The sequence below is a fragment of the Lentzea rhizosphaerae genome, from assembly GCF_042649515.1.
GTDB classification, from domain to species: domain Bacteria; phylum Actinomycetota; class Actinomycetes; order Mycobacteriales; family Pseudonocardiaceae; genus Lentzea; species Lentzea aerocolonigenes.
The window spans coordinates 14,138-34,428 of the sequence record NZ_JBHRZI010000032.1 but is presented as its reverse complement, the minus strand read 5'-3'; the positions used below and the strand labels follow the sequence as shown (position 1 = coordinate 34,428).

Genomic DNA, 20,291 nt, shown 5'->3' with positions numbered 1-20,291 from the left:
GTCCGTATCCCTCCGTGTCAGCACACACGTTCGCCGCTGTACGCGGAGGGAGATCCACAGTGCTCACACGTCTCGCCCAGGTGGTGACGGCGCTCGCGGTCATCTGTTTGCTCGCGGTCCCGCAGGCGTCCGCGCAGCCCGACTTCGGGCCGGAGTACACGCAGACCCAGTTCGGCCCGATGGGACCCGCGGGCAAAGACATGCTCGTGAAGGTACGACTGGCCGGACTGTGGGAGGGGCCTGCCGGGCGGCTGGGGCTGCAGAAGTCCGCCAACCCGCTCGTCAAGGAAGCCGGACGGCATCTGATCGACGGGCACGCCGAACTGGACGCCAAGGTTCTCGAGCTGGGCCGCACGCTGAACGTCCAGCTGCCCAGCGAGGCCAACGCCGACCAGCAGGGCTGGATCGCCGAAATGACGAACGCCCCTGCGGGAAGCGTCGAGTTCGACCGCATCTTCGCCAACCGTCTGCGTGCGGCGCACGGCGGTGTGTACAAGTTCCTCGCGGTCGTTCGCACCGGCACCCGCAACACTCTCATCCGAGACTTCGCCAAGCGGTGCATGGAAGTCGTGCTCGACCACATCCAGGTCCTCGAAGCGACCGGCATGGTCGATTTCACCGACACGGAAGCGATTCCGCTCGCCGCGCTCGCGGCCGCACCGGTCAAGCCGACCAGTTCGGCGCCCGCTGCCGCTGTTCCCCAGGCCGTGCCGAACGTGCCCAGGACCCAGAACCTCGCCCAGGACAACGACAGCGGCGGCACCGACGTATTGCTCGGAGTCCTCGTGATGGCCGTCGTGGTGGGCGGGATCTACCTGTGGACCGGTGGACGTCCGCGCGCCTCGCGTTCGAAACGACAATGAGATCTCATCGAAAGGGCCTCGCAAGGTTGCACAGTGCGGGCTTCCGGCAGACTGGCGGAGGCGGACGCGAACCGGTCGGGGCGAGCGTCCGCGCCAAACCACCACGGGGAGATCCGGGTACCGGCCGGAAGGATCGGCGGCCGGTACCCGCCCGCGCAAGATGGGGAACGTTGGATGCGCTCTCACGCCGTGCTCATCGGCTACAGCGCCCGCGGTCGCGTCGTTCTGAGTGCGTTGTTCGCCGGAGGGCATGCGACGGACTTCACCGTCATCGACACTGATCCGGAGCGCGTCGCGCAGGCCGGAGTGGACGGTGTGCACGCAGTGGCCGGTGAGGGCTGGCGCCTGGACGTGCTGTGGTCGGCCGGCGTGCAGAACTCGGACCACATCGTCGTTGCCGTCGTCGACGACGCCTTGGCCCTGCGCATCACCTCGGTCGTGCGCAGCCTGAACGAGACCGCCACGATCACCACTTTGGTGCGCAGCACAGAGCTGCACGAGCTCGTCGAGTACCTCGGTGCTGACCACGTTATCGTTGCAGACCGGGTCGGCGAGTGGGCGCTCAAGATCGAAAGCCTTCCGTACGAGGAGCTGCCCGATCTGGCGTGGGCTGTGGCGGAACGCCCGGTGATGCCGGACGAGGTCGGCAGTTCGCCCCTGGAGTGCGGCAACGACGTGCTGGCCGTTGTGCGGGACGGTGAGCGGATCTGGGTCGAGGACCCGGCGGTCGGCGAGCTGCGCGGTGACGACAGGCTGGTGGTGCTGAGCAGCACTTCGGTGGGCGATTGACCGGATCCAGCACGTGGAGATCGACATCCTCGGCTCCATCACCGATGATCGCCGTTTAACGAGGTCGTCCGCGATGGCGGGCCTGTTTGCTCCCACTGGTCGCGGGTAGCCACCGGCGCATGGGTGAGGAGAGCCTTCGTGCGGTGATCGATGTGCTTGTGCGGGTCGTGGAGGCGGCCGGTGCGGCCGTGATCGTGCTGGGTGCCCTGTGGGCGGCGATCAGGTTCGTCGTCGACGGTGTGCGGCAGCGCGACGCGGCGGTCTTCACACCCATCCGGCTGATGCTGGGCAGGTTCCTGGCGCTGGGCCTTGAGTTCCAGCTCGCGGGCGACATCCTGCGCACCGCGATCGCTCCCACCTTCACCCAGATCGGTCAGCTGGCGGCGATCGCCGCGATCCGGACCGCGCTGAACTACTTCCTGGGCCGTGAGATCGCCGAGGAGCAGAAGCAGGTTTCCGAACGTGGGCCGGGAGATGAGCGGACACCGTCGTGACGGTGCTCATTCCGCTGATCGTCGCGTGCGCCTTCATCTCGGCGGCGGTGGCACTGGTCACCGGCAGGTCCGGCCGGGCGGCACTGCGTGTCCTGCTCGACCTGCTGCTGGCCGCCGGCCTGGTGCACCTGTCGTTCGGGCTCAGCTGGCAGCAGATCGCTGTCGCCGCCGCGGTCGTCCTGATCCGGAGACTGGTGATGTCCTCGACCCTCGGCGGCGGTCCGGGCGGTGTTCGAGGGGCGCTCATTCCCGGTGGACGTCCGGCACGTCGTCGAGCGCACCGAGGTCACCGGCCGAGTTCGCGGGAATGACGCTGAACGACCCGTCGGTCTCCAGCACGACGGCCGCCACCTGGTCCAGCCCGCCCAGCGACTGCGAGCGCACCGCCTGCAGCACCTCCGCCCGGCTGACGCGCTGCTCGCGCAGCGCCCGGTCGCGCAACCGTCCCTGCCACACCAGCAGCGTCGGGGTCGACTTCACCGCAGCACGGAACGGCCGCCACCGCACCGAAGTCCAGGCAACGGCGTACTGCGCGCCGATCAGCAGCACCAGACCCAGCGCGCCTTCGGCCAACGCCACCTCGGAACTGAGCAGAACGGTGGCGAGCGTGGAGCCCAGCGCCACCGTCACCACGAGGTCGAAAGCGTTCATCTTGGCCAACGTCCGCTTGCCCGACAGCCGAAGCGCCACCACCAACGTCACGTAGACGCACAGACCGATGACCACCACGCGGAGCAGCCCACTCCAGGAGTCGAAGAACATGGGCTACGGCTCGTCAGTCCTGCGCTCGAAGGTGCTGTGCCCGTTGGGGCACTTCGGAATCTTGTACCCTTCCTGCACGAGCTCGGACTCACTGATCTGAGGTGTGTTGGAGGTCTGGTTTCCACGTTGCTCCGCCATGAAGTCGGGCTACCCTTGCCCGCTCTGGATATGCACCACACCACCAGCGGGGAAGCGGCGAGCCAGAAGATCGAGCAATCGAGACTCATGCATCGCACAAACTTTGTGCAAACGAAAGGAAGAGGGAATGCGAGCGTGAGTACGGTGAACCTGTCGGATGAGATCCTCCAGGGAGTTGATCGGAAAGCGCGACATGCGACCACTTCTCGATCTCGTGGAGCACGAGATGCCGTGGACAGTCTCGCCGGAGCCCGATTGCGCCGTCGCAGCCTGCCGGGTGTTGCAGGTGCGCAGCAGGAGAGCCGGCCCCAGGCGGTTGGTCGTGCAGCTCGACGGCGAGGTCGACATGTTGACCACGTTTCTGCTCGCTGAACGACTGGACCAACATCTCAGCCAAGATCTGCGGCAGGTGGTCCTCGACCTGTCAGGGCTCACGTTCCTGTCGGCAAGTGGCCTGAACGTACTGGTGGCAGCCCACACCTGTGCACGTGCACGCGGTATTGCGATGTCACTGACGGGGTGCGGCGCCGTCGATCGGGTGTTCGACGCGGCGGGCCTCCGCGAGCACTTCGACTTCGTGGGTGATTGTTCTCGCTTCAGCGACCGCAGTTGAACGACCGGCTTGGTGTTGACTTTGCCGGTGGCGTCCCACCGCGTTCGGCGGCGTCGACGGCTTTGACCTGGTCTCGTGTCCCCGCGCATTGCCCTCTCGGACACAGCTGAGGGAATGAAACGAGCGACGCTCCGGACTTCGTGCGCGTATCGATACCGAAGTCACGATCCTGCTGCGATCGAGGGCCGGCTGGAGTGGATGGGCGCACTGGCGGTACTCGGCGCCTGTCGCACGAAGTCAGGTTTCGCCCATGACGCCCGGTCAGGAATCGGTGGCATGACGCGGAAAGCCGGTGATCACAGGAGGCGGCGTGGCCACACCAGGTAACGGAAGCACTTCTGCCCGTCCGGTGAACACCGCACGTGGCCTCGACAGGTCTCGATCCACCTGCAACTGACCCCGCACGTGGTTGGTGTCGTCTGCGGGTGAAACCCGGTCAGGCGAAGGGAATGAGCGGAGCAGAGGCCGGGGAGTCGGGGTGAAACGTTGGGGTGAGCGGGCGGTGGCGGTGGCGGTGATCGCTGTCGTCGTCGTGGCGGCGGTCGCCGTGTCGCTGACGGTCACACCGATGCAGCCGGTGTCCGTGGCCGGGCAGACGGTGCGGGTCGGTGCGGTTGCGTCGCTCACGCCGTCAGGACCTGGGGAGCTGAACCTGTTCGGCCAACGGCTGAGCACCTCGGTGCACTTCGACGGACCAGTTCGCCCTCGGCTCGCCCTCAGCCGCATCACGCTGAACAGCGAGATCGCAAACTTCGTCGCCTCGCGCGAGGCGGAAGACTCGGTGAACGCGTTGGGGCGGGCACTCGCGGTGGGCTGGAAGCGGTATTTCTTGCTGCAGACGCTGATCGCGGGAGTGTTCGCACTTCTGTTGGCCGGTGCTGTTGTCGGCTGGATGCGGTTGTCCCGCAGACGCACGGTTGTCGTGCTGTTGGCCAGCCTGCTGTGCGTCGAAGCTGTCAACGTGGGTGCAGTGATGATCGGAGCACGCACGGCTCAAGACCGGCTGCGCGAGGTCGACTCCCTTGCAGCTCTGGTCGGGAGGACCCCGTTGCCCGGTGTTCCGCCAGCGGCAGAACCTGAGCTCGGCGCGGTGGACGCACTGGTGCTGGGAGTCTCGGTCGCGACAGGAGCGGGTCTGCCGGCCGTTGCCGAGCCGACCGCGCAGGCCCGTGCGTGTGGGCGCAGCGCGGACGCGTTCGCCGCGAAACTCGCCGCCGTCAACCGCTGGCGAGTGGTCAACTTGGCCTGCGGCGGCGCCACGATCACTGCGGGCGTCGCCGGATCGCAGCAGCTGGGGGATGTGGTGGTGCCGCCGCAGCTCGCGGTCGCGAAGAAAAGCGAGCGGGCCCAGGTGGTCATCGTCAGCATAGGCGCGAACGATGTGGGCTGGTCGTCGTTGCTCCGGTTGTGCGCGGTCACGCCGAGCTGTGACAACAACGCGTCCACAGCCTACTTCCAACAGCAGCTCGCGGAGTTCAGCTTGAACTACGAGCAACTGCTGTTGCGACTGAGGGCGCTTCCCGTTCATCCACAGATTTTGATCAACCTCTACTTCGACCCGTTCGGAGGGAGCCAGGACTGCCTGGCCGAGCATGGGCTCACGCCGGCCATGCAGAAGTCGCTCCTCGCCTTGCTGCACTCGCTCAACGAGGTGCTGCGCAGGGGAGCCGAAGCGGCTGGGGCGACGCCGGTCCGGCCGGACTTCACCGGTCACGGGCTGTGCGACCCGCAACCGTACGTCCAGGACGTGAATGCGGCGGCGCCGTTCCATCCGACGGCTGCCGGTCAGCTCGCCATCGCTCTCGCCGATCAGCAGGCGTTACAGCACGAGCTAACCGTCCCGCCGACGACACGATGACGAACCGCTTGTTCTGAGCAGAGCAGTGAGGAGGAGCGCGATGGCACCCCAAGCAGCAGGAGAGGGCCGCGCGGGCCCCCAGCGTGCCTCGAACGCGCACCTGATGATCGCCAACCCGCTTGCCGAGGGCGCATTCCCGACGTCCGTAGCGAAAGGAAGCAAGGACATGGCCAGGAAGAGCCGTTCTCAGCGGCGCCAGAACGAAGCGCTCTACCCGGCCAAGGTCACGGCAGGGTGGATCAGCGTCGCCCTGCTGTGCGGCATGCTGTGGACCGCGATAGAACGCGGCCCCAATCAGGCTTACATCGCACTCGTCGCCGCCGTGACGGCGGTGGTTGTCGTCGGACTTCTGGTCTACATGAGGCGACACTCGCGCGACAGGAGGTGAGGCCGGTCTAGTGAGCGGGACGATCTGAGCCGCCGTCGTTCCGATCCTTTTCGATCTCGGCGTCGAGCTCCGCGCCGAGCAGGACCGCGAACGACGACAGGTACAGCCACAACAACAGCACCGCGACTCCGGCCAGGGTCCCGTAGGTCCGGTGGTAACCGGAGGAGTAGGTCAGGTACAGGGCGAAACCGGCTGATCCAGCCAGCCACACGACCACCGCGACCGCGCTGCCGGCGGTCACCCAGTGCCAGCCGGTTCTGCCGCGGTTGGGACCGAACCGGTACACCACGGCCAGCGCCAGTGCCACCAGAACGACACCTCCAGCCCATCGCACCAGGTTGACCACGACCCGCGTGAACGAGTCGACCCCGATAACTTCGAGGACAACGGGAACCGCCGCCACCACCGCGAGCCCGACCGCCACCACGACCAACGCTCCGATCGCGAACAGCAGCGCCAGCCCGCGCAGGTGGAAGAACCCGCGCGTCTCCCTGACGCCGTGGGCGATGTTGAGTCCCGCGATGAGCCATCGCACGGCATTGGACATGCTCCACAACACCGTGGCAGCACTGACCGCCAGTCCCGTGGTCAACCCGCTGACGTCGATCTCAGCCGCCGCACGCAGCTGCTGCACCACGAGATCGCCCGCTTCTCCTGGTACCACGCGGAGAAGGGGTGCGAGCTGATCCCGCACGTGTTCCGGGTCCGCGACGAGTGCGTACACCGTGAGCAACGCGATCATCGTGGGCGCCAGCGCGAGCATGACGAAGAAGGCGACCCCAGCAGCGACCAACGGCAACCGGTCAGCCGACACCGCCTCTGGCACACGTTTGACGACGTCCCACCAACCTGGCACGGGAGTCTGTCCCACCGACTCGCGAAGGTGCCGGAGACGGTCACGCACAACGGAAAACAGTGGCCCGCGCGTGGCTGGTCCGCTCATGGAGCTGGTGTTCCCGTTCAACACAGCGGTAATCCGGTCGCCCCCGCTGTTGCGCACTCGCGAGATTCCGCAGCAGGCACCGATAGTCGCTACGTCTGTGGGTAGCCCACTACGGAACAACTCGCCGACCGCGAGGTCACGATCAGCTGACGGGGACGACTGTGCCAAACGGATCCACATCGGACGCGGTGTCGCGTGTGGAACGTCTCGCGCTCGGCACAATCCTCGGTCTGGTCCTCGTCACTGCGGCGGGAATGGGCTTCGGGCTGCTGCTCACGCTGGTCCACCTGCGATGGCAACCGTTGCACGAGCTGGATGTCGCGATCGTCGACGGCCTCAACTATCTCGTGGCCGACAACGACATTCTGGTCAGGGCGCTGACTGCTGTCACCGACCTGGGCGGCACAGGGATGTTGCTGTGGGTGGTGACCGTCGGTGCGGTTTGGTTGCTGATCCGCCGTCAGCCGCGGCTCGCCGCCTGTGCCGTGATCACCGCGCTCGGCGCGCTGGTGCTCAACGGTGTGGTCAAGGCGCTCGTCGGCAGGCTTCGGCCCGTGGTGGACTTCCCGGTCGCTGCCACCACCGGCACGAGCTTTCCCAGCGGACACTCGATGGGGTCACTGGTGTCCTACGGTGTCCTCCTGCTGATTTTCCTTCCCGTTGTGCGGAGATCCGCGCGCTGGTTGTTCGCATCACTGGTCGGTGTCGTGGTTGTCGCGGTGGGCTTCTCCCGGATGGCGCTGGGCGTGCATTTCCTCAGCGACGTGATCGCGGGCTGGCTGCTGGGGCTGCTGTGGCTGGGGATCACCGCGATCGCTTTCCGGCGCTGGGGCCGTGCACCCGGCGTGGAGGTCGCGCCGCTGTCGAGCGGACTCGCACCTGAGGCGGAATCCGAGCTGCGGCCGGTGCCGCGCAGGCATCCGCCCACTCTTCCGCATCCCTGGCGCGGTAGCGCCGAGCTCGTCACCGCCTGGGTGCTGCTGCTCGGCCTGCTCTATGGCGCGGGCCTGCTGGTGAGCGCCGACAGTGAGGGGCCAGTGCCGCTGGCCTGGGACCACGCCGTGGTGACATGGCTGGCTGACCATCGCACCGCCCTGCTGGACACCTTCAACTCCTACGCGAGTCGGATCGGCAGCACACGCGGAGTCGTGGCCGCAGCGTTGGTCATGGGCCCTCTCGCGCTCGCGATCACCCGCAGCTGGCGACCGGTGCTCTTCCTGACTGTCGTGCTCGTGGGCGAGGTCACCCTGTTTCTCGCCACTACCGACAATCCGCCGACCACCGACGGTCCCCGGCTGTCGCCCTGCCCAGGAGCGTGAATCTCGTGCCCACCACGACCAACGCCGCCCTGCGGACGGCAGGAATCGTTGCCGACGTGTTGCGTGTCGCTGTGCTGGCGGCGGCTGTGTTCACCGTGCTGTCAGACCAGGTCGAGGGTGCCATCCGGCTCGGCCTGGTCTTCGTGATCCTGCTGGCGCCCAGGCTGGCCGGTCTACCTCGTCCCTTCGATCTCGCGGTCTGCGTCCTGCTTCCGCTCGCCACGGCGGCGTCGCTGTTCCACTGGTACCGCCAGATCACCTGGCTGGACTGGGTGCTGCACTGCGTCTGCACCGGTGCGCTCGCCGCCACGACCTATCTTTTGCTGCTGCGCACCCCGCTGCTACCGCCCCAACGACACCAGAGCCGCGCCGCAGTGGTGTTCCTCACCGCGGTCGTGGGCCTTGCCCTGGGTGTGGTCTGGGAGTTCTACGAGTGGTTCGCCGAAATCGTGGCGGGCGTCCGCATCGGCGTCGGTTACAGCGACACCATCGCCGACCTGGCTATGGACACCCTCGGCTCCCTGCTCGCGGGCCTCGTACTGATGGTCTGGCTGGCCAACGGACGTGCCTCGTTCCCTCGCCAGTAGCCGCACCTCGCTGCGTCACATTCCGGACTCGCTTTGCCTCCGCCGTTCGGGGTGCTGATACGTCGTCGCGGCACTCACCACCGCCATCACGAAGACGAGCAGCCCCACGGCTACGTCGTTGCCCGTAGCTTCGTACGCGTAGGCACGCGCGTGGTAGTCGAGCACGAACGGCGACGCGACCAGCCAGGCACCGAGCACGGCGTTGACAGCGCTCAGCCACGGCACTCGTTGCGGTGCCACCACCCGGACCAAGGCGAGTACCGCGATCACGGTGCCGAGACCCAGGTCGTTCCAGTACGCGCCCAGTCCTTCGGCGGCCGGTGCGTAGTTGAGCGCGAACGGAGCCAGCAACAACCAGATCCCGGCAAGGAATGACACCGCACTGACCCCACGGGCGCCCGGCGGCGTCCACCGAGGATGTGTTGCCGGTGCTCCGTACGGATAGTTGAAGCCCGAACCGGTACTCGCTCCGCCGCCAGGTCCGATCACCGAGGTACCGAGCTTCTCCTTCGGGATGGCGGAGTCGTTGCCCCGGTCCTGCCAAGTGCGTGAGAACCATCGAACCATCACAGCCTCCCGTCGAGTCAGGGATTCCCCAGAGCGTTCCCGATGCGGTGCAGCGGAAACGGCCTGTGCGACGAGAGCCGAGGGTGTTGCCGATCTGTGATGGGAACGACGCCGGGTGAGGTACAGCGCCGCGTGCGGGTGAGGTCTGGCGCCAAGGACGCAACCGCGGCCACCAGCCAGGCACTGCGGCGCGGTAGGTGTCGTACTGGGTGCCGAAGTCGCGTCGGAACACGGGTTCCTCATGCCAGTGGACCATCGCGGCGAACGTCAGGCTGACGATCGCGGCGTAAGGCAGCAGGATCCACTGTCCGAACAGGAGTGCCTGCCCGAGGATGAGCGAAAGGACCGCCAGGTACATCGGGTTGCGCACGTGCCGGTGGAGCCCTCCCACCATCAGCCGGTCCGGCGGCGCAACAGGTTCGGGCGTGCCGAGGCCCTCGGTGACGCATCTGCAAGCGCGTGAGTAGCCAGGGGATGACGCCGGCGACGCCACCTGGTGCCAGCACGAAGAACGCGGCGGAGCCGAGTGCTGCCTTCCTGGTCTGCATGACGCAAAGGCATACCTCGCGAAAACTGCCAGCGGTAGCTTCCGTCTCGTTCCGGCACGGGTTCTCACCCGGACGGACCTGCCTGGTGCGGTACCAAGAGCGCCAGGCTGGCCAGGTTGGACGCCAGCCGGCCCACCACGCACAGAGCAGGGCCGGACAGCCGCACGCGCCACGACGGTTTGGTCAGCTTCGTGACGAAGGCGGGGTCGTCCTCAGCGAAGTGTTGTTCTATCGCGTCCAATTCGCGCTTCTCGTGTTCGGTGAGCCCCACGCGACCTCCCGGTCGCCGAGTTCTCGGGCCCTGGTCTGTGCGCGCCGTACGTACGGGCGCAGTGTGCGTTCCCACCAGCTCAGAGCCTGATCGGAGTCGGGGAAGATGTCCAGCGCGTCGCCCAGCAGTTCGGCACCGCCGAGTGCGAGCGAGACGCCGCGCTCCGTGTGCGGTCCGAGGTACCACGCGGCGTCACCGATCAGCGCGATTCGCCGGTGCACCCATCGGTTCGTACGCTCCCAGGCGCTGCCCGGTGCACCGTCCACAACTGACACGAGTTCGGGAACGAGCCAGCCGAGGTCTGCGAACAGTTGCTGCCAGGGTGTGTCCAGAGCGTGCCGCCAGGCGAACGACACGGCGGAATGCCCGTCCCGCAAAGGATGCAGACGAAGGGATCTGGTGGCGTGATGCATCGACACGGCGCACGACGAAGCCAGCTCGATCCGGCCGGACAGCGTCGACCAGCGCGGCAGATCGTCGTCAGGAGGGGAGAAGACTGCGTCCCTGATGGCGGAGCACGCTCCGTCGGCACCCACGACCAGGTCGAACCAGTCCTCGTCGCCGTTGGCGAACGTGGCCGTGACACCGCAATCGTCCGCGACGAGCTCAGGCACGCGCGCGTCGCGCCGGCGTGCGGCGTTGCCAATGACGTCGTTCAACACGGCGGCGACGTCGTCCCGGCCCAGCACCGGGTGCCGTGGAGAAGGCTTGGGGTGTGTCGCGAGCGGTACGCCGGTGCTGTCGACCTGGACGAGAGCGCATCGGGGCTGCCGTCGTTCGGTGAGTGCCGGCAACAGTCCCAGCCGGCGTGCCGCGCCGAGGCCGAAGTCGGTGAGAGCTGCGGGAACGCCGTCGAATCGCGGGGGAGCGCCGGTGGTCAGCACCGTGACGTCCCAGTCGCTGCGCAGCAGGCGGTAGGTGGTGGCGAGGCCGCTGGTGCCCTCGCCTACGACGAGCGCTCTTCTGGTGGGCATGACTTTCCCTTCGCACAGGACATCGTCACGCCGACCAGCCTTCCCGACACACCTCTGTTCAGGATAGGCGGTCGGGTTCGTCCCGGAAACCGCTTCTCGGCTGAGGTTCGGCGAACCTTGGAGCGTGGTGTGGTTGTAGGCTGTCCGCAGGTGTGCCGGGAAGCCTGGTCGGCGTCGTGAATGACGCCGTCTTCGAGGAGCTTTCATGAACACCGCCGTCGCCGGTACGGCCATCGGACCGATGGTCATCGCCGCAGTGGATCAGCACGAGGCACACCCGCTGGTGCGGGACGAGTTCGCGGCGCGCATCCTGCCCGCTTCCGGGCGAATGGCGGTGGTTGCCGCCCGCTGGCGACCGGTGCGCAACGCGTTGTTCGCCGCGACGGAGAAGAAGATCCCCGGGTTGTGGGCGAGCATGCTGTGCCGCAAGCGCTACATCGACGAACAGCTGGACGCCTCGGACGCCGGAGTCGTCGTGGTGCTTGGTGCCGGGTTCGACACACGCGGCTGCCGGTCCCGCGGCAGGCGGGTGTTCGAGGTCGACCTCCCGCCCAACGTCGAGAGCAAGCGCGCCCGGTTGCGCGCGATCTTCGGCGAGGTTCCACCCGACCTCATCCTGGTCCCCCTCGACTTCGAGACGCAGCACCTCGACACGGTGCTCGCTGACCACGGCTACCGCGCGGATGTGCCGGCCCTGTTCATCTGGGAAGCGGTCACGCAGTACCTCACCGAGGACGCTGTCCGAGCAACGTTCGACGTTCTCGCGCAGGCGCCTGCGGGCAGCGAGCTGGTGTTCACGTTCGTGCGCAAGGACTTTCTGGACGGAACCGCGTTGTTCGGCGGAGAGGCGGCCTACCGCGAGTTCGTGACCAAGCGCCGGATGTGGAAGTTCGGGCTGCTGCCGGACGAGGTGGCGGGATTCCTGGAACCGTACGGGTGGGCGGAGGTCGAGCAGCTGGGGCCTCGTGAGTTCACCGCGCGGTACGTCGTGTCCTCGGGGCGCTCGTTGCCGGTGAGCGAGATCGAACGCACCGTGCGTTGCGTCAAGGTTGCCCGCTGATGGCACCGGTGATCGAGGCGCGAGGACTGACCAAGCGCTACGCCACCGTCGTGGCAGTGGACGAGCTCGACCTCCACATCACCGCGGGGGAGATCTACGGATTGCTCGGCCTCAACGGCGCCGGCAAGACCACGCCGATCCGGATGCTGCTCGGGATGGTCCGGCCGACCAGTGGAACTGTTCACGTGCTGGGTGCACCGGTCGGGCCTGGTGCACAGGCCGCGTGGTCGAAGGTGGGCTACCTGCTTGAGACGCCAGCCGCGTACCCGGAGCTCACGGTGCGGGAGAACCTGGCGGTCGCGGCTCGCCTGCGTGCCCTGCGTGGATCACACCACGTCGACGAGGTCATCGAGAGGCTGAAGCTGACTGCCTACGCCGACCAGAGCGCGCGGACGTTGTCGCTGGGCAACGCGCAACGTCTCGGCCTGGCCAAGGCGCTGCTGCACCAACCCGATCTGCTGGTCCTCGACGAGCCCGCGAACGGCCTGGATCCCGCAGGCGTCGCGGAGATCCGCGACCTGCTGCGCGAACTGAGCCAGGAGCACGGGGTTACCGTCGTGTTGTCGAGCCACATCCTCACCGAGGTCGCGCGGCTGGCGACGCGCATCGGCGTCATCCACCACGGGCGGCTGGTCCGCGAACTGCAGGCGAGCGACCTCACCGCACACCTGCGTCAGCGGCTCAGCGTCTCCGCTCGTGACCTGGACGCAGCCACGTTCGCGTTGACGGCCGCGGGTTTCATCCCGATCAGATCCGACGTCGGCGATCTCGTCCTGTCCGATTGTTCGCGCGGTGCGGGAACCCGATGCGGTCGCCACCGTGCTCGTCGCCGCGGGTTGCCCGCCGATCCGGCTCGTCGTCGAGCAGGACGACCTGGAGACCTTCTTCCTGCGAGTGGTGGAGTCGTGATCAACGCACTGGCCACCGAAGTCCTCAAGGCGCGCCGATCCCGCGTACCGACGGTGACCGCCGTCGCGTTCACCGTCGCCGCGGCGGTGGGCGGTCTGTTCATGTTCATCCTGCAGAACCAGGACCGTGCCCGGTCTCTCGGCTTGATCGGAACCAAGGCCGCGCTGGTCGGTGGTGAGGCGGATTGGCCGACCTACTTCATCTTTCCTCGCCCAGACCACCGCGGTCGGCGGCATGCTGGTGTTCGGCCTGGTCTCGGTGTGGCTGTTCGGGCGCGAGTTCAGCCAGAACGCCGTCAAGGACCTGCTGGCGCTGCCCACCTCCCGCACTGCCATCGTCGCGGCGAAGTTCGTCGTGGCACTGGCGTGGTGCCTCATTTTGGCCGTGCAGCTGGTACTGCTCGGCCTGCTGATCGGCACGGTGCTCGGACTACCGGACTGGTCTGGCGAGGTGGCGGCTTCGGGCGTGGCGATGATCGCAGCGACCGCGGTGATGACGATGCTGCTCACCACGCCGATCGCCCTCAGATCCAGCGTCGGCAGGGGATACCTACCGGGCGTCGGCGTGATGATGACGGCCGTGTTCTGCGCGCAGGTCGTCGCCGCGCTCGGCTACGGCCAGTACTTCCCGAGGTCGGTACCGGCCTTGTTCAGCGGTCTGGCCGGCCCGGATCAGGTATCGCCCGGACTGTTCGGCGTACTGCTTGTGGTGCTGGTCGGAGCGGCGGGAGTGGCGGCGACCGCGCTGTGGTGGCGCAACGCCGATCACGACCGGTGAGCTTGGTGGCGTTCCCACAGCCAGCCGAAGCGGTCGATCCGCCACAGCTGTGCCACCACGACCAGGGTCGTGCCGAAGACCGTCGGCCACACCTCCAGCGCGATCAGGCCCCAGAGGATCATGCCGAATCCGGCGACGCCGAGGGTGACCAACAGCCGCAACACCTTGCGGTGATCCGGTGGTATTAGATCGCGGTCCTGCAGCCAGGCGCGTTCGCCGTAGATGCCACGTGCTGCCCAGCTCCGTGGTTCACGCACCGGCGGAAACGCCCTGGGGTTGATGAACAACCAGATGACCACGGCACCTATCGGCACGAGACTCCACCAGCCGATCCACGCGCGGCTCCAGATCGCCAGCAGCATCAAGGGGATCGCGGCGAACCTCGTCCACACACTCCACGGGTTGGCGTGCCGTTGCCACGCCTCGTCGGTCATACCGAACGTCTTCGCCACGCGGTCAGCTACGTCCATTGTGGATCCTTTCCAGTTCGTGCACCGCGAAGCCGACACCGTTCTCCGCGCGGACTTGCTCGCCGAGCTCGGCGGCACGCTGGCGGATCGCGGGATCGTTCGCGGCGTGCGTGATTGCTTCGGTGAGCGAGGCGACGGTGAGGTTCTTGTGGGGGAGTGGTTGCGGCGCGACGCCGATGGCGTGCATCCGCTGTGCCCAGTGGGGTTGGTCAGCGACGAATGGGCAGACGACCTGCGGTACACCCGCGGCCAGCGCGGCGGCGGTCGTTCCTCCGCCGCCGTGGTGTACCACCGCGGCGACCTTGCCGAACAGCCAGTCGTGCGGCGCCTGATCGATCACGAGGAGGTCGTCGGACGAGCGTGCGGCGAGCCCGCCCCATCCGGTTGCGACGATCGCCCGCACCCCCGCCGCCCGGACAGCCTTGGTGACGATGTCACCGGTGCGCTCGGCGTCACGTCCGGCCATGCTGCCGAACCCGATGTACACCGGTGCTGGACCGGCCTCGAGGAACGCCTTCAAGGCGGCGTCGGGTGTCCAGGTCGTGGCACGGGCCAGATACCAGAAGCCTCCGGTGCGCACAGAATCCGGCCAGTTCGGATCGACCGGTGTCACGAGCGAGCTGAACGCCTGCAACACCACGGTGTGGCCAGGGCCGTCACCGCGTGGCAGGCCGAGGTCGTTGACGCGCCAGGCGTTGACGATGCCCGAGTACGCGCGCAGGGTGGCCGACACCGTCAGGTACGTGGCGCGGTTGAGGAACCTCGGCAGCCGGGGCAGCGGCACCATCGGGCACGGGAACTCCGATGTCGGTACCCAACCGGGTTGCAGCGTGGCCAGTACGGCCGGCACGCCGAGCAATTCGGCCGCGTGCTGCGCGGGTACGCTCGGCGTGTGCACGAGCAGATCCGCGCCGGAGAACCGTGCGACCGCGCCGACATCTCGGAGCACGTCTGCCATCAACGGCTTGATGCGCCGGATCGTGGAGATCGCTGTGATCTTGCCTCGGACACCGCGGTACCCGTTCTCGATCGCCTTCACCATGGCCGGGTCGCGGAGCAGCCGGTTCGGTCCCTCGTCGAGCGGTGCGAAGTCCACGTCGTGCGCGGCGGCGCTGTCGGCGAAGGACTCCGGCGCAGTCAGCAAGGCGTCATGGCCGGCTTGTCGGAGAGCCACCGCCAGCGCCAGCAACGGTTGTACATCACCACGTGTGCCGTGGGTGACGAGCAATGCCTTCACGGCCGCCTCTTTTCGTCGATCGCGGTGAATGCGCTCAGCCAGCGGTCGTCGGCGAACAGGCCGTGGGTCAGCATCTCCAGACCGGCTCGTGCACCGCGCACAGCGGTAGCGGTCTCGGCAGGGTCACCGCCCAGCAAACGACCGACCTGGTCGCCAAGCACAAGTGGCGCCAACAACCACGACACGTAGGTGACTGCGCGCGCTCTTGCGTCCGCGGAAGTGCGCACCCAGCCTTCCTCCTCTCCGGTCGCGAGCCACGCCTCGGTGCGTTCGACGATCTCGGCGAACAACGCACTCGCTGCAGGTGTGTCGTCGAGTAATGCCCTGGCCAGGTAACGCCGGACCGGCGTCGCCGCCTGCAGAACCTCGCCCAACGCCTCGATCCCGGCTTCACCGCCGCTGCGGATCGAGTCGAGGACGTAGTCGTCGCACGCCTGCCGGAGTCCTTCCTTGGAACCGAAGTGATGCACGACCAAAGCCGGCGAGACCCCGGCATCCGCGGCCACCGCGCGGACCGAGGTTCCGGCGATCCCGTCGGTGCCGAACCGGGCAAGTGCCGCGTCGCGGATACGAGCCCGCGCCGTCAGATCGGAGGCTGAACGCATGTTCTAAGTATTGAACAGATGTTCAGTCGCTGTCCAGGTCTGACGGTTTGCTTTGCGGGAGCCTTTACGGCATCTTTGCGCGCGGAGCGCCGGGAAGTCTGGTCGGCAACGCTCATCACGGACCCCGTGGTGGGCCTGGCCGACTTGGACGGAGTTCGTTGATGGCGCTGGTTCTGGCATTCGGTGTGGTCCTGCTGATCAGCGTCTCGCTGTCCGGTCTCGCCGCTCGCACGATCCTGTCGACGGCGCTGATGTTCCTGCTCGCCGGCGCGCTGATCGGCCAAGGCGGTCTCGGGCTCGTCGACATCCCGTCCAACAGCGCGTTCGTCACCGTCCTCGCCGACCTGGCGCTGTTCACCGTTCTGTTCACCGACGGGCAGCGAGCCGGTCTACCGGACCTGAAGCAGGGCTGGCGGCTCTCGGGCAGGGCGCTGGGTCTCGCGATGCCGCTGACGATGGTCGGCATCGCGGTGCCGACACACTTTCTCACGGGCCTGGACTGGACGACCTCGTTCCTGATCGGCGCGATCCTCTCGCCGACCGACCCCGTCTTCGCCTCCGCCATCGTGGGCCGCACCGACGTGCCGATGCGGCTGCGGCGACTGCTCAACGTCGAATCCGGCCTCAACGACGGCCTGGCGCTGCCATTCGTGCTGATCTTCCTCGCCACGGCGGCGAACCGCGACACCGACTTCCTCACGATCGGCATCGAGCTGGCAGCCGGCCTCGCGCTGGGCATCGTGATCCCCGCGATCGTCGTGCTGGCCTGGCGACTGCGGATCTTCACCGCCGAACCTCGGCTGCAAGCCCTCGGCCCGCTGGCGATCGCCGTGATGCTGTACGCGACCTGCCACCTCACCCACGCCAACCCCTACCTCGCCGCGTTCGCCGCCGGATCGACCATCGCGACGCTGGACCGCGTTGCGGCAGAACACTTCGAGCACTTCGGCGATCTGCTGTCCGAGATCACCAAGTTCGCCGCCCTGCTCGTCTTCGGCGCGCTGATCACGCCCGAGCGCATCTCGCACCTGAGCGTGGGAGACTGGGCGGTCGCGATCATCGCGATCCTCCTCGTGCGGCCGGCGGCGATGATGCTGTCGCTGCTGCGCACACCGCTACCCGCACGCGAACGTTCGGTCGCCGCATGGTTCGGCCCCAAGGGCTTTGCGTCGGTCGTCTACGGGCTTCTCGTGCTGCAGGCCGGAATTCCAACTGGCGAGCACGTGTTCGACCTGGTGGCGATCACCATCGCGTTGTCGATCGTGCTGCACTCCTCGACCGACGTCCCCGTGGCCAAGGCGCTGAGCATTGAGCCACCGGACGGACTGCCCACAGGCCAGCCCGAGGCACGGGTCGAGCGGAAGCAACCGTGATGGGACCGCTGAGCCTGACGCTGGTCTGGGCCACTCTCGTGATGCTGTCGTTCTGCGCGATCCCGCGCCGCTACTGGTACATACAGCTCCCCGCGGTTCTCGGGTGGGCGTTGGTGTGGTTCGACGGCGAGTTCGCCGGCCATTGGACAGACTCGCTTGGTCTGGCAGTGACCGGCGTCGGCATGCTGTGGCTGTGGTTCGTCCTTCCATCCGAGAACAGCGGGCAGCGGAGTCGGCGTGAGCCTTGACGAGGCCGCGGAAGCGGTTCTACGCGAACGATGGTCACGCAGCCGGCGGCACATCACGATGTTCTCCGTTGTCCTACCGGCGCTGCAGTTGTTGCTGTGCACGGTGATCGTCGTAACGGCCGGCGGTGGAGGCGTCTGGTCGGCACTGCTTCTGCTGGTACCTGCTGCGATCGCGGCGGTGGCGTTGCGCCTTTGGCTCTGGCACCAGGCCCCTCTTGGCTGCCCGCAGCAATCCTCGTGGTGGGGGTGCAGTTGTTGTCTGTCGCGGTTCCTGCCTATGGCATCGCCACGAGCAATGCCCCTGACGCGCTGACTGGACCGGCCGTCCTGCTCTTCGTGTGCTGGGTGGTCGCGGTCGCGACCTGCGCGTCTGCACACCGAGCCCGGCCGGGCTCGGCTGACCCCGCTCGTGGCTGAGTTGGGATCGGCTGATCTGCGGTTGATGCTCGCTGTGCGCGCCGCGGTCACTGGGCCGGAACTCGTGTCGGCCCGGATCGTCGTCGAGCGTGACGATGTCGAATGGACGGTGCGTTTGCAGGTGGGCCGTGGCGGTGGTCCTCAGCTCGACGTGTCGGTTCCGTTCCGGGAACTCCTGCAGGTCATGCCGGTGGCCCTCCCGAGCTGAGGCCGTGGATCGTCCTGCCGGAAGGGACCACCTTGTACGCGCAAGCCGGACCGGGATCCTGCTGACCTCCACCCACGAGACGTGGCTGATCCCCGTTCACGAAGCGGATCTCGTCGCCAGCCTCATCCGCCGTCGCCAGGCGTTGTGGTTGCAGAGAAATCTCTAGGACCGCCTGCCCGTGGCTGATCGACCTGGTGCACGTCCGGGATGCCGTCGTTGTCCGCGTCGCGGGTCTCTTCCTCGTAGATGCGCCGGTACACCCGGTTGCGCACACGCAGGATCACCGTCGCGATCAGCGCCGACAGCACGGAACCCAGCAGCACTGCAACCTTGGCATTGCTGTAGCCCGCACTGCCCTCACCGAACGACAGTTCGCTGACCAGGAGCGAGACGGTGAAGCCGATACCGGCGAGGATCGACAACCCGACCACGTCGATCCACGACAGGTCGTCGTCCAGGTCCGCTCTGGTGAACCGCGCGACCAGCCAGGTGGCCGCGGTGATGCCGATCGGCTTGCCCAGCAACAACCCGAGCACGATGCCCAGCGTCACGCTGTCCGTGAGCGAGGTGACGAAGCCGCTGAGGCCTCCGATCGAAACTCCGGCAGCGAAGAAGGCGAAGACCGGCACCGCGACGCCGGTGGACAAGGGCTGCCACCGGTGCTGGAAGACCTCGGCCAGTCCAGGTCCCTCACCGGACTTGCGGATCACCGGCACGGCGAATCCGAGCAGCACACCGGCCACCGTCGCGTGCACCCCGGACGCGTGCATCAGCGCCCAGGTCGCCACCGCGAGCGGGATCAGCAGCCACCACGACCGGACACGTCGCTGCACGAGCAGGGTGAACAACGCCAGCGGGACGAGCATCAGCAGCAGAGGCAGCAGCGACAGGTCGTCGGTGTAGAAGAGGGCGATGATCACGATGGCGATCAGGTCGTCCACGACCGCGAGGGTGAGCAGGAACGTCCGCAGTGCCGAGGGAAGACACCTGCCGATCACCGCGAGCACGGCGAGCGCGAACGCGATGTCCGTCGCGGTGGGAATGGCCCACCCGGCCAGCGCCGGCCCGCCGCCGAGGTTGACCGCGGTGTAGATCAACGCCGGCACGGCGACACCACCGAAGGCAGCGGCGATCGGCACGGCGGCGCGGCGAGGATCACGGAGATCGCCCGCGACGAACTCGCGTTTGAGTTCGAGGCCGGCCACGAAGAAGAAGATCACCAGCAGGCCGTCCGACGCCCACTCGGCGAGGCTGAGCCGCAGGTGCAGCGACTCAGGGCCGACCTCCACAGCACGCAGAGTCTCGTAGATCGACGCCCACGGTGAGTTTGCCCAAACCAGGCCTACCACCGCCGCGACCAGCATCACGACACCGCCGACGGTCTCCAGGCGGAGCAGACCGGCGATGCGCTTGGCCTCGGGCCAGGACGCGCGGCTGAACAGCCGGGTCTTCACGGGTTCCACAACTCACTCCGGGTGTCGTTGGCCGCATCGCCGACCAGACTTCCCGGCACACCATGCCGCTCGTTGCGGCAACAGCCCGACCGTACCTCATGATCACGGCGTGCGGGTCAGTCCTGTTCTTGCTTTCCGCGGTCGCGCCACGCCTGGACGATCATCACCACCGGGCCGAACGCGGTCACCGCCGCACCGATTGCGACCAGTACGGGAGAGGACAGTGATACGCCCGTCATGACAGTCACCAGGCCGAGCACGTAGATCAGGAGCAAGGCGGCCAACCGCAGCACGCGTGCGGGCAGCAGCCGATATCGCGGTGGCGTCTTGGCGAGTTTGGCGGCGAAGTTGGGATCGTCCTCCGCGAGTCGCTGCTCGATGACGTCGAGCTCGCGCTGTTCGTCCTCTGGCAATCCCAC

General features: G+C 67.3%; 24 protein-coding genes and 2 pseudogenes. 15 read left to right on the top strand and 11 right to left on the bottom strand.

Annotated elements, in window-relative coordinates:
* Nucleotides 1-59 precede the first annotated feature (59 nt).
* From ACFOWZ_RS36960 to ACFOWZ_RS36945, 4 genes are all read left to right on the top strand, one after another.
* Nucleotides 60-863: a DUF4142 domain-containing protein gene (locus ACFOWZ_RS36960; RefSeq protein ID WP_382378587.1), complete on the top strand. Its 804-nt coding sequence runs from the start codon at nt 60-62 to the stop codon at nt 861-863.
* A gap of 174 nt (nt 864-1,037) precedes the next feature.
* Nucleotides 1,038-1,652 (top strand): potassium channel family protein, encoded by a 615-nt coding sequence (locus tag ACFOWZ_RS36955; RefSeq protein ID WP_382378586.1) that lies wholly within the window; start codon nt 1,038-1,040, stop codon nt 1,650-1,652.
* Nucleotides 1,653-1,795: 143 nt separating this feature from the next.
* The gene (locus ACFOWZ_RS36950) at nt 1,796-2,146 is read left to right on the top strand and encodes a DUF1622 domain-containing protein (RefSeq protein WP_382378585.1); all 351 of its coding nucleotides are present in this window, start codon (nt 1,796-1,798) and stop codon (nt 2,144-2,146) included.
* Nucleotides 2,143-2,457, top strand: coding sequence for a hypothetical protein (locus ACFOWZ_RS36945; RefSeq protein ID WP_382378584.1), 315 nt, complete (start codon nt 2,143-2,145; stop codon nt 2,455-2,457). The genes ACFOWZ_RS36950 and ACFOWZ_RS36945 overlap by 4 nt, the downstream gene beginning before the upstream one ends.
* On the opposite strand, the gene ACFOWZ_RS36940 is transcribed toward ACFOWZ_RS36945, so the two are convergent.
* Nucleotides 2,390-2,908 (bottom strand): DUF421 domain-containing protein, encoded by a 519-nt coding sequence (locus ACFOWZ_RS36940; protein WP_382378583.1) that lies wholly within the window; start codon nt 2,906-2,908, stop codon nt 2,390-2,392. The genes ACFOWZ_RS36945 and ACFOWZ_RS36940 overlap by 68 nt on opposite strands.
* 313 nt (nt 2,909-3,221) lie before the next feature.
* Between ACFOWZ_RS36940 and ACFOWZ_RS36935 the strand changes: the two genes are divergently transcribed.
* The 3 genes from ACFOWZ_RS36935 (at nt 3,222) to ACFOWZ_RS36925 (ending at nt 5,905) form a co-directional block, all read left to right on the top strand.
* Nucleotides 3,222-3,659 (top strand): STAS domain-containing protein, encoded by a 438-nt coding sequence (locus tag ACFOWZ_RS36935; RefSeq protein ID WP_382378582.1) that lies wholly within the window; start codon nt 3,222-3,224, stop codon nt 3,657-3,659.
* Between the two features lie 679 nt (nt 3,660-4,338).
* Complete coding sequence (locus ACFOWZ_RS36930; protein WP_382378581.1) at nt 4,339-5,517, top strand: GDSL-type esterase/lipase family protein; 1,179 nt, start codon at nt 4,339-4,341, stop codon at nt 5,515-5,517.
* Nucleotides 5,518-5,557: 40 nt separating this feature from the next.
* The gene (locus ACFOWZ_RS36925) at nt 5,558-5,905 is read left to right on the top strand and encodes a hypothetical protein (protein ID WP_382378580.1); all 348 of its coding nucleotides are present in this window, start codon (nt 5,558-5,560) and stop codon (nt 5,903-5,905) included.
* Nucleotides 5,906-5,912: 7 nt separating this feature from the next.
* Here ACFOWZ_RS36925 and ACFOWZ_RS36920 read toward each other — a convergent pair whose 3' ends face one another.
* Entirely contained in the window at nt 5,913-6,848 is a 936-nt protein-coding gene (locus tag ACFOWZ_RS36920) for a YihY/virulence factor BrkB family protein (RefSeq protein WP_382378579.1), read from the bottom strand.
* 197 nt (nt 6,849-7,045) lie between these two features.
* On the opposite strand from ACFOWZ_RS36920, the gene ACFOWZ_RS36915 reads away from it, so the two are divergent.
* Together ACFOWZ_RS36915 and ACFOWZ_RS36910 are read left to right on the top strand one after the other, a co-directional pair.
* Entirely contained in the window at nt 7,046-8,167 is a 1,122-nt protein-coding gene (locus ACFOWZ_RS36915) for a phosphatase PAP2 family protein (protein ID WP_382378578.1), read from the top strand.
* A gap of 5 nt (nt 8,168-8,172) precedes the next feature.
* On the top strand, nt 8,173-8,754 hold the full coding sequence (locus ACFOWZ_RS36910) for a hypothetical protein (protein WP_382378577.1): 582 nt from the start codon (nt 8,173-8,175) through the stop codon (nt 8,752-8,754).
* A gap of 15 nt (nt 8,755-8,769) precedes the next feature.
* Here the strand turns inward: ACFOWZ_RS36910 and ACFOWZ_RS36905 are convergent, their stop codons facing one another.
* The 4 genes and pseudogenes from ACFOWZ_RS36905 to ACFOWZ_RS36890 form a co-directional block, all read right to left on the bottom strand.
* A complete protein-coding gene (locus ACFOWZ_RS36905) occupies nt 8,770-9,132 on the bottom strand; it encodes an SPW repeat domain-containing protein (RefSeq protein ID WP_382378576.1) in 363 nt (120 codons plus the stop codon).
* 409 nt (nt 9,133-9,541) lie between these two features.
* A pseudogene (locus ACFOWZ_RS36900) lies at nt 9,542-9,715 on the bottom strand (methyltransferase); the annotation flags it as partial.
* A 218-nt stretch (nt 9,716-9,933) separates the two neighbouring features.
* Complete coding sequence (locus tag ACFOWZ_RS36895) at nt 9,934-10,110, bottom strand: hypothetical protein (protein ID WP_382378575.1); 177 nt, start codon at nt 10,108-10,110, stop codon at nt 9,934-9,936.
* Complete coding sequence (locus tag ACFOWZ_RS36890; RefSeq protein WP_382378574.1) at nt 10,098-11,114, bottom strand: FAD-dependent oxidoreductase; 1,017 nt, start codon at nt 11,112-11,114, stop codon at nt 10,098-10,100. Before ACFOWZ_RS36890 ends, ACFOWZ_RS36895 begins: the two co-directional genes overlap by 13 nt.
* Nucleotides 11,115-11,319: 205 nt before the next feature.
* Here ACFOWZ_RS36890 and ACFOWZ_RS36885 point away from each other — a divergent pair, with 205 nt between their 5' ends.
* The 3 genes and pseudogenes from ACFOWZ_RS36885 (at nt 11,320) to ACFOWZ_RS36875 (ending at nt 13,860) form a co-directional block, all read left to right on the top strand.
* Complete coding sequence (locus tag ACFOWZ_RS36885) at nt 11,320-12,174, top strand: SAM-dependent methyltransferase (RefSeq protein WP_382378573.1); 855 nt, start codon at nt 11,320-11,322, stop codon at nt 12,172-12,174.
* Nucleotides 12,174-12,695, top strand: a pseudogene (locus tag ACFOWZ_RS36880) (ABC transporter ATP-binding protein); the annotation flags it as partial. The gene ACFOWZ_RS36885 and the pseudogene ACFOWZ_RS36880, both read left to right, overlap by 1 nt.
* Nucleotides 12,696-13,317: 622 nt before the next feature.
* Nucleotides 13,318-13,860, top strand: coding sequence for an ABC transporter permease (locus ACFOWZ_RS36875; RefSeq protein WP_382378572.1), 543 nt, complete (start codon nt 13,318-13,320; stop codon nt 13,858-13,860).
* On the opposite strand, the gene ACFOWZ_RS36870 is transcribed toward ACFOWZ_RS36875, so the two are convergent.
* From ACFOWZ_RS36870 to ACFOWZ_RS36860, 3 genes are read right to left on the bottom strand one after another with little or no spacing between them, the layout of a single operon-like run.
* Nucleotides 13,848-14,330: a DUF6653 family protein gene (locus ACFOWZ_RS36870; RefSeq protein ID WP_382378571.1), complete on the bottom strand. Its 483-nt coding sequence runs from the start codon at nt 14,328-14,330 to the stop codon at nt 13,848-13,850. The two genes, ACFOWZ_RS36875 and ACFOWZ_RS36870, sit on opposite strands and share 13 nt — an antisense overlap.
* Entirely contained in the window at nt 14,317-15,567 is a 1,251-nt protein-coding gene (locus ACFOWZ_RS36865) for a glycosyltransferase (protein ID WP_382378570.1), read from the bottom strand. The genes ACFOWZ_RS36870 and ACFOWZ_RS36865 overlap by 14 nt, the downstream gene beginning before the upstream one ends.
* Complete coding sequence (locus ACFOWZ_RS36860) at nt 15,564-16,172, bottom strand: TetR/AcrR family transcriptional regulator (protein WP_382378569.1); 609 nt, start codon at nt 16,170-16,172, stop codon at nt 15,564-15,566. Before ACFOWZ_RS36860 ends, ACFOWZ_RS36865 begins: the two co-directional genes overlap by 4 nt.
* A 161-nt stretch (nt 16,173-16,333) precedes the next feature.
* On the opposite strand from ACFOWZ_RS36860, the gene ACFOWZ_RS36855 reads away from it, so the two are divergent.
* The 3 genes from ACFOWZ_RS36855 (at nt 16,334) to ACFOWZ_RS36845 (ending at nt 18,418) form a co-directional block, all read left to right on the top strand.
* Nucleotides 16,334-17,545 carry a cation:proton antiporter gene (locus tag ACFOWZ_RS36855; RefSeq protein ID WP_382378568.1) on the top strand — a complete coding sequence of 404 codons (1,212 nt, stop codon included), beginning with the start codon at nt 16,334-16,336 and terminating at the stop codon, nt 17,543-17,545.
* Nucleotides 17,545-17,793, top strand: coding sequence for a hypothetical protein (locus ACFOWZ_RS36850; RefSeq protein ID WP_382378567.1), 249 nt, complete (start codon nt 17,545-17,547; stop codon nt 17,791-17,793). Before ACFOWZ_RS36855 ends, ACFOWZ_RS36850 begins: the two co-directional genes overlap by 1 nt.
* Before the next feature lie 442 nt (nt 17,794-18,235).
* Nucleotides 18,236-18,418, top strand: a complete 183-nt coding sequence (locus ACFOWZ_RS36845) for a hypothetical protein (RefSeq protein WP_382378566.1) — start codon at nt 18,236-18,238, stop codon at nt 18,416-18,418.
* Between the two features lie 122 nt (nt 18,419-18,540).
* On the opposite strand, the gene nhaA is transcribed toward ACFOWZ_RS36845, so the two are convergent.
* Nucleotides 18,541-19,881 (bottom strand): Na+/H+ antiporter NhaA, encoded by a 1,341-nt coding sequence (gene nhaA / locus ACFOWZ_RS36840; protein ID WP_382378565.1) that lies wholly within the window; start codon nt 19,879-19,881, stop codon nt 18,541-18,543.
* A gap of 107 nt (nt 19,882-19,988) precedes the next feature.
* A complete protein-coding gene (locus ACFOWZ_RS36835; RefSeq protein ID WP_382378564.1) occupies nt 19,989-20,291 on the bottom strand; it encodes a DUF3040 domain-containing protein in 303 nt (100 codons plus the stop codon).

Excerpts from the sequence above, each read along its gene's own strand:
- ACFOWZ_RS36955 (WP_382378586.1), top strand. The coding sequence starts at position 1,038 with ATGCGCTCTCACGCCGTGCTCATCGGCTACAGCGCCCGCGGTCGCGTC.
- ACFOWZ_RS36940 (WP_382378583.1), bottom strand. The coding sequence starts at position 2,908 with ATGTTCTTCGACTCCTGGAGTGGGCTGCTCCGCGTGGTGGTCATCGGT.
- ACFOWZ_RS36925 (WP_382378580.1), top strand. The coding sequence starts at position 5,558 with ATGGCACCCCAAGCAGCAGGAGAGGGCCGCGCGGGCCCCCAGCGTGCC.
- ACFOWZ_RS36920 (WP_382378579.1), bottom strand. The coding sequence starts at position 6,848 with ATGAGCGGACCAGCCACGCGCGGGCCACTGTTTTCCGTTGTGCGTGAC.
- ACFOWZ_RS36890 (WP_382378574.1), bottom strand. The coding sequence starts at position 11,114 with ATGCCCACCAGAAGAGCGCTCGTCGTAGGCGAGGGCACCAGCGGCCTC.
- ACFOWZ_RS36885 (WP_382378573.1), top strand. The coding sequence starts at position 11,320 with ATGAACACCGCCGTCGCCGGTACGGCCATCGGACCGATGGTCATCGCC.
- ACFOWZ_RS36875 (WP_382378572.1), top strand. The coding sequence starts at position 13,318 with ATGCTGGTGTTCGGCCTGGTCTCGGTGTGGCTGTTCGGGCGCGAGTTC.
- ACFOWZ_RS36870 (WP_382378571.1), bottom strand. The coding sequence starts at position 14,330 with ATGGACGTAGCTGACCGCGTGGCGAAGACGTTCGGTATGACCGACGAG.
- ACFOWZ_RS36860 (WP_382378569.1), bottom strand. The coding sequence starts at position 16,172 with ATGCGTTCAGCCTCCGATCTGACGGCGCGGGCTCGTATCCGCGACGCG.
- ACFOWZ_RS36855 (WP_382378568.1), top strand. The coding sequence starts at position 16,334 with ATGGCGCTGGTTCTGGCATTCGGTGTGGTCCTGCTGATCAGCGTCTCG.
- ACFOWZ_RS36850 (WP_382378567.1), top strand. The coding sequence starts at position 17,545 with ATGGGACCGCTGAGCCTGACGCTGGTCTGGGCCACTCTCGTGATGCTG.
- ACFOWZ_RS36845 (WP_382378566.1), top strand. The coding sequence starts at position 18,236 with ATGCTCGCTGTGCGCGCCGCGGTCACTGGGCCGGAACTCGTGTCGGCC.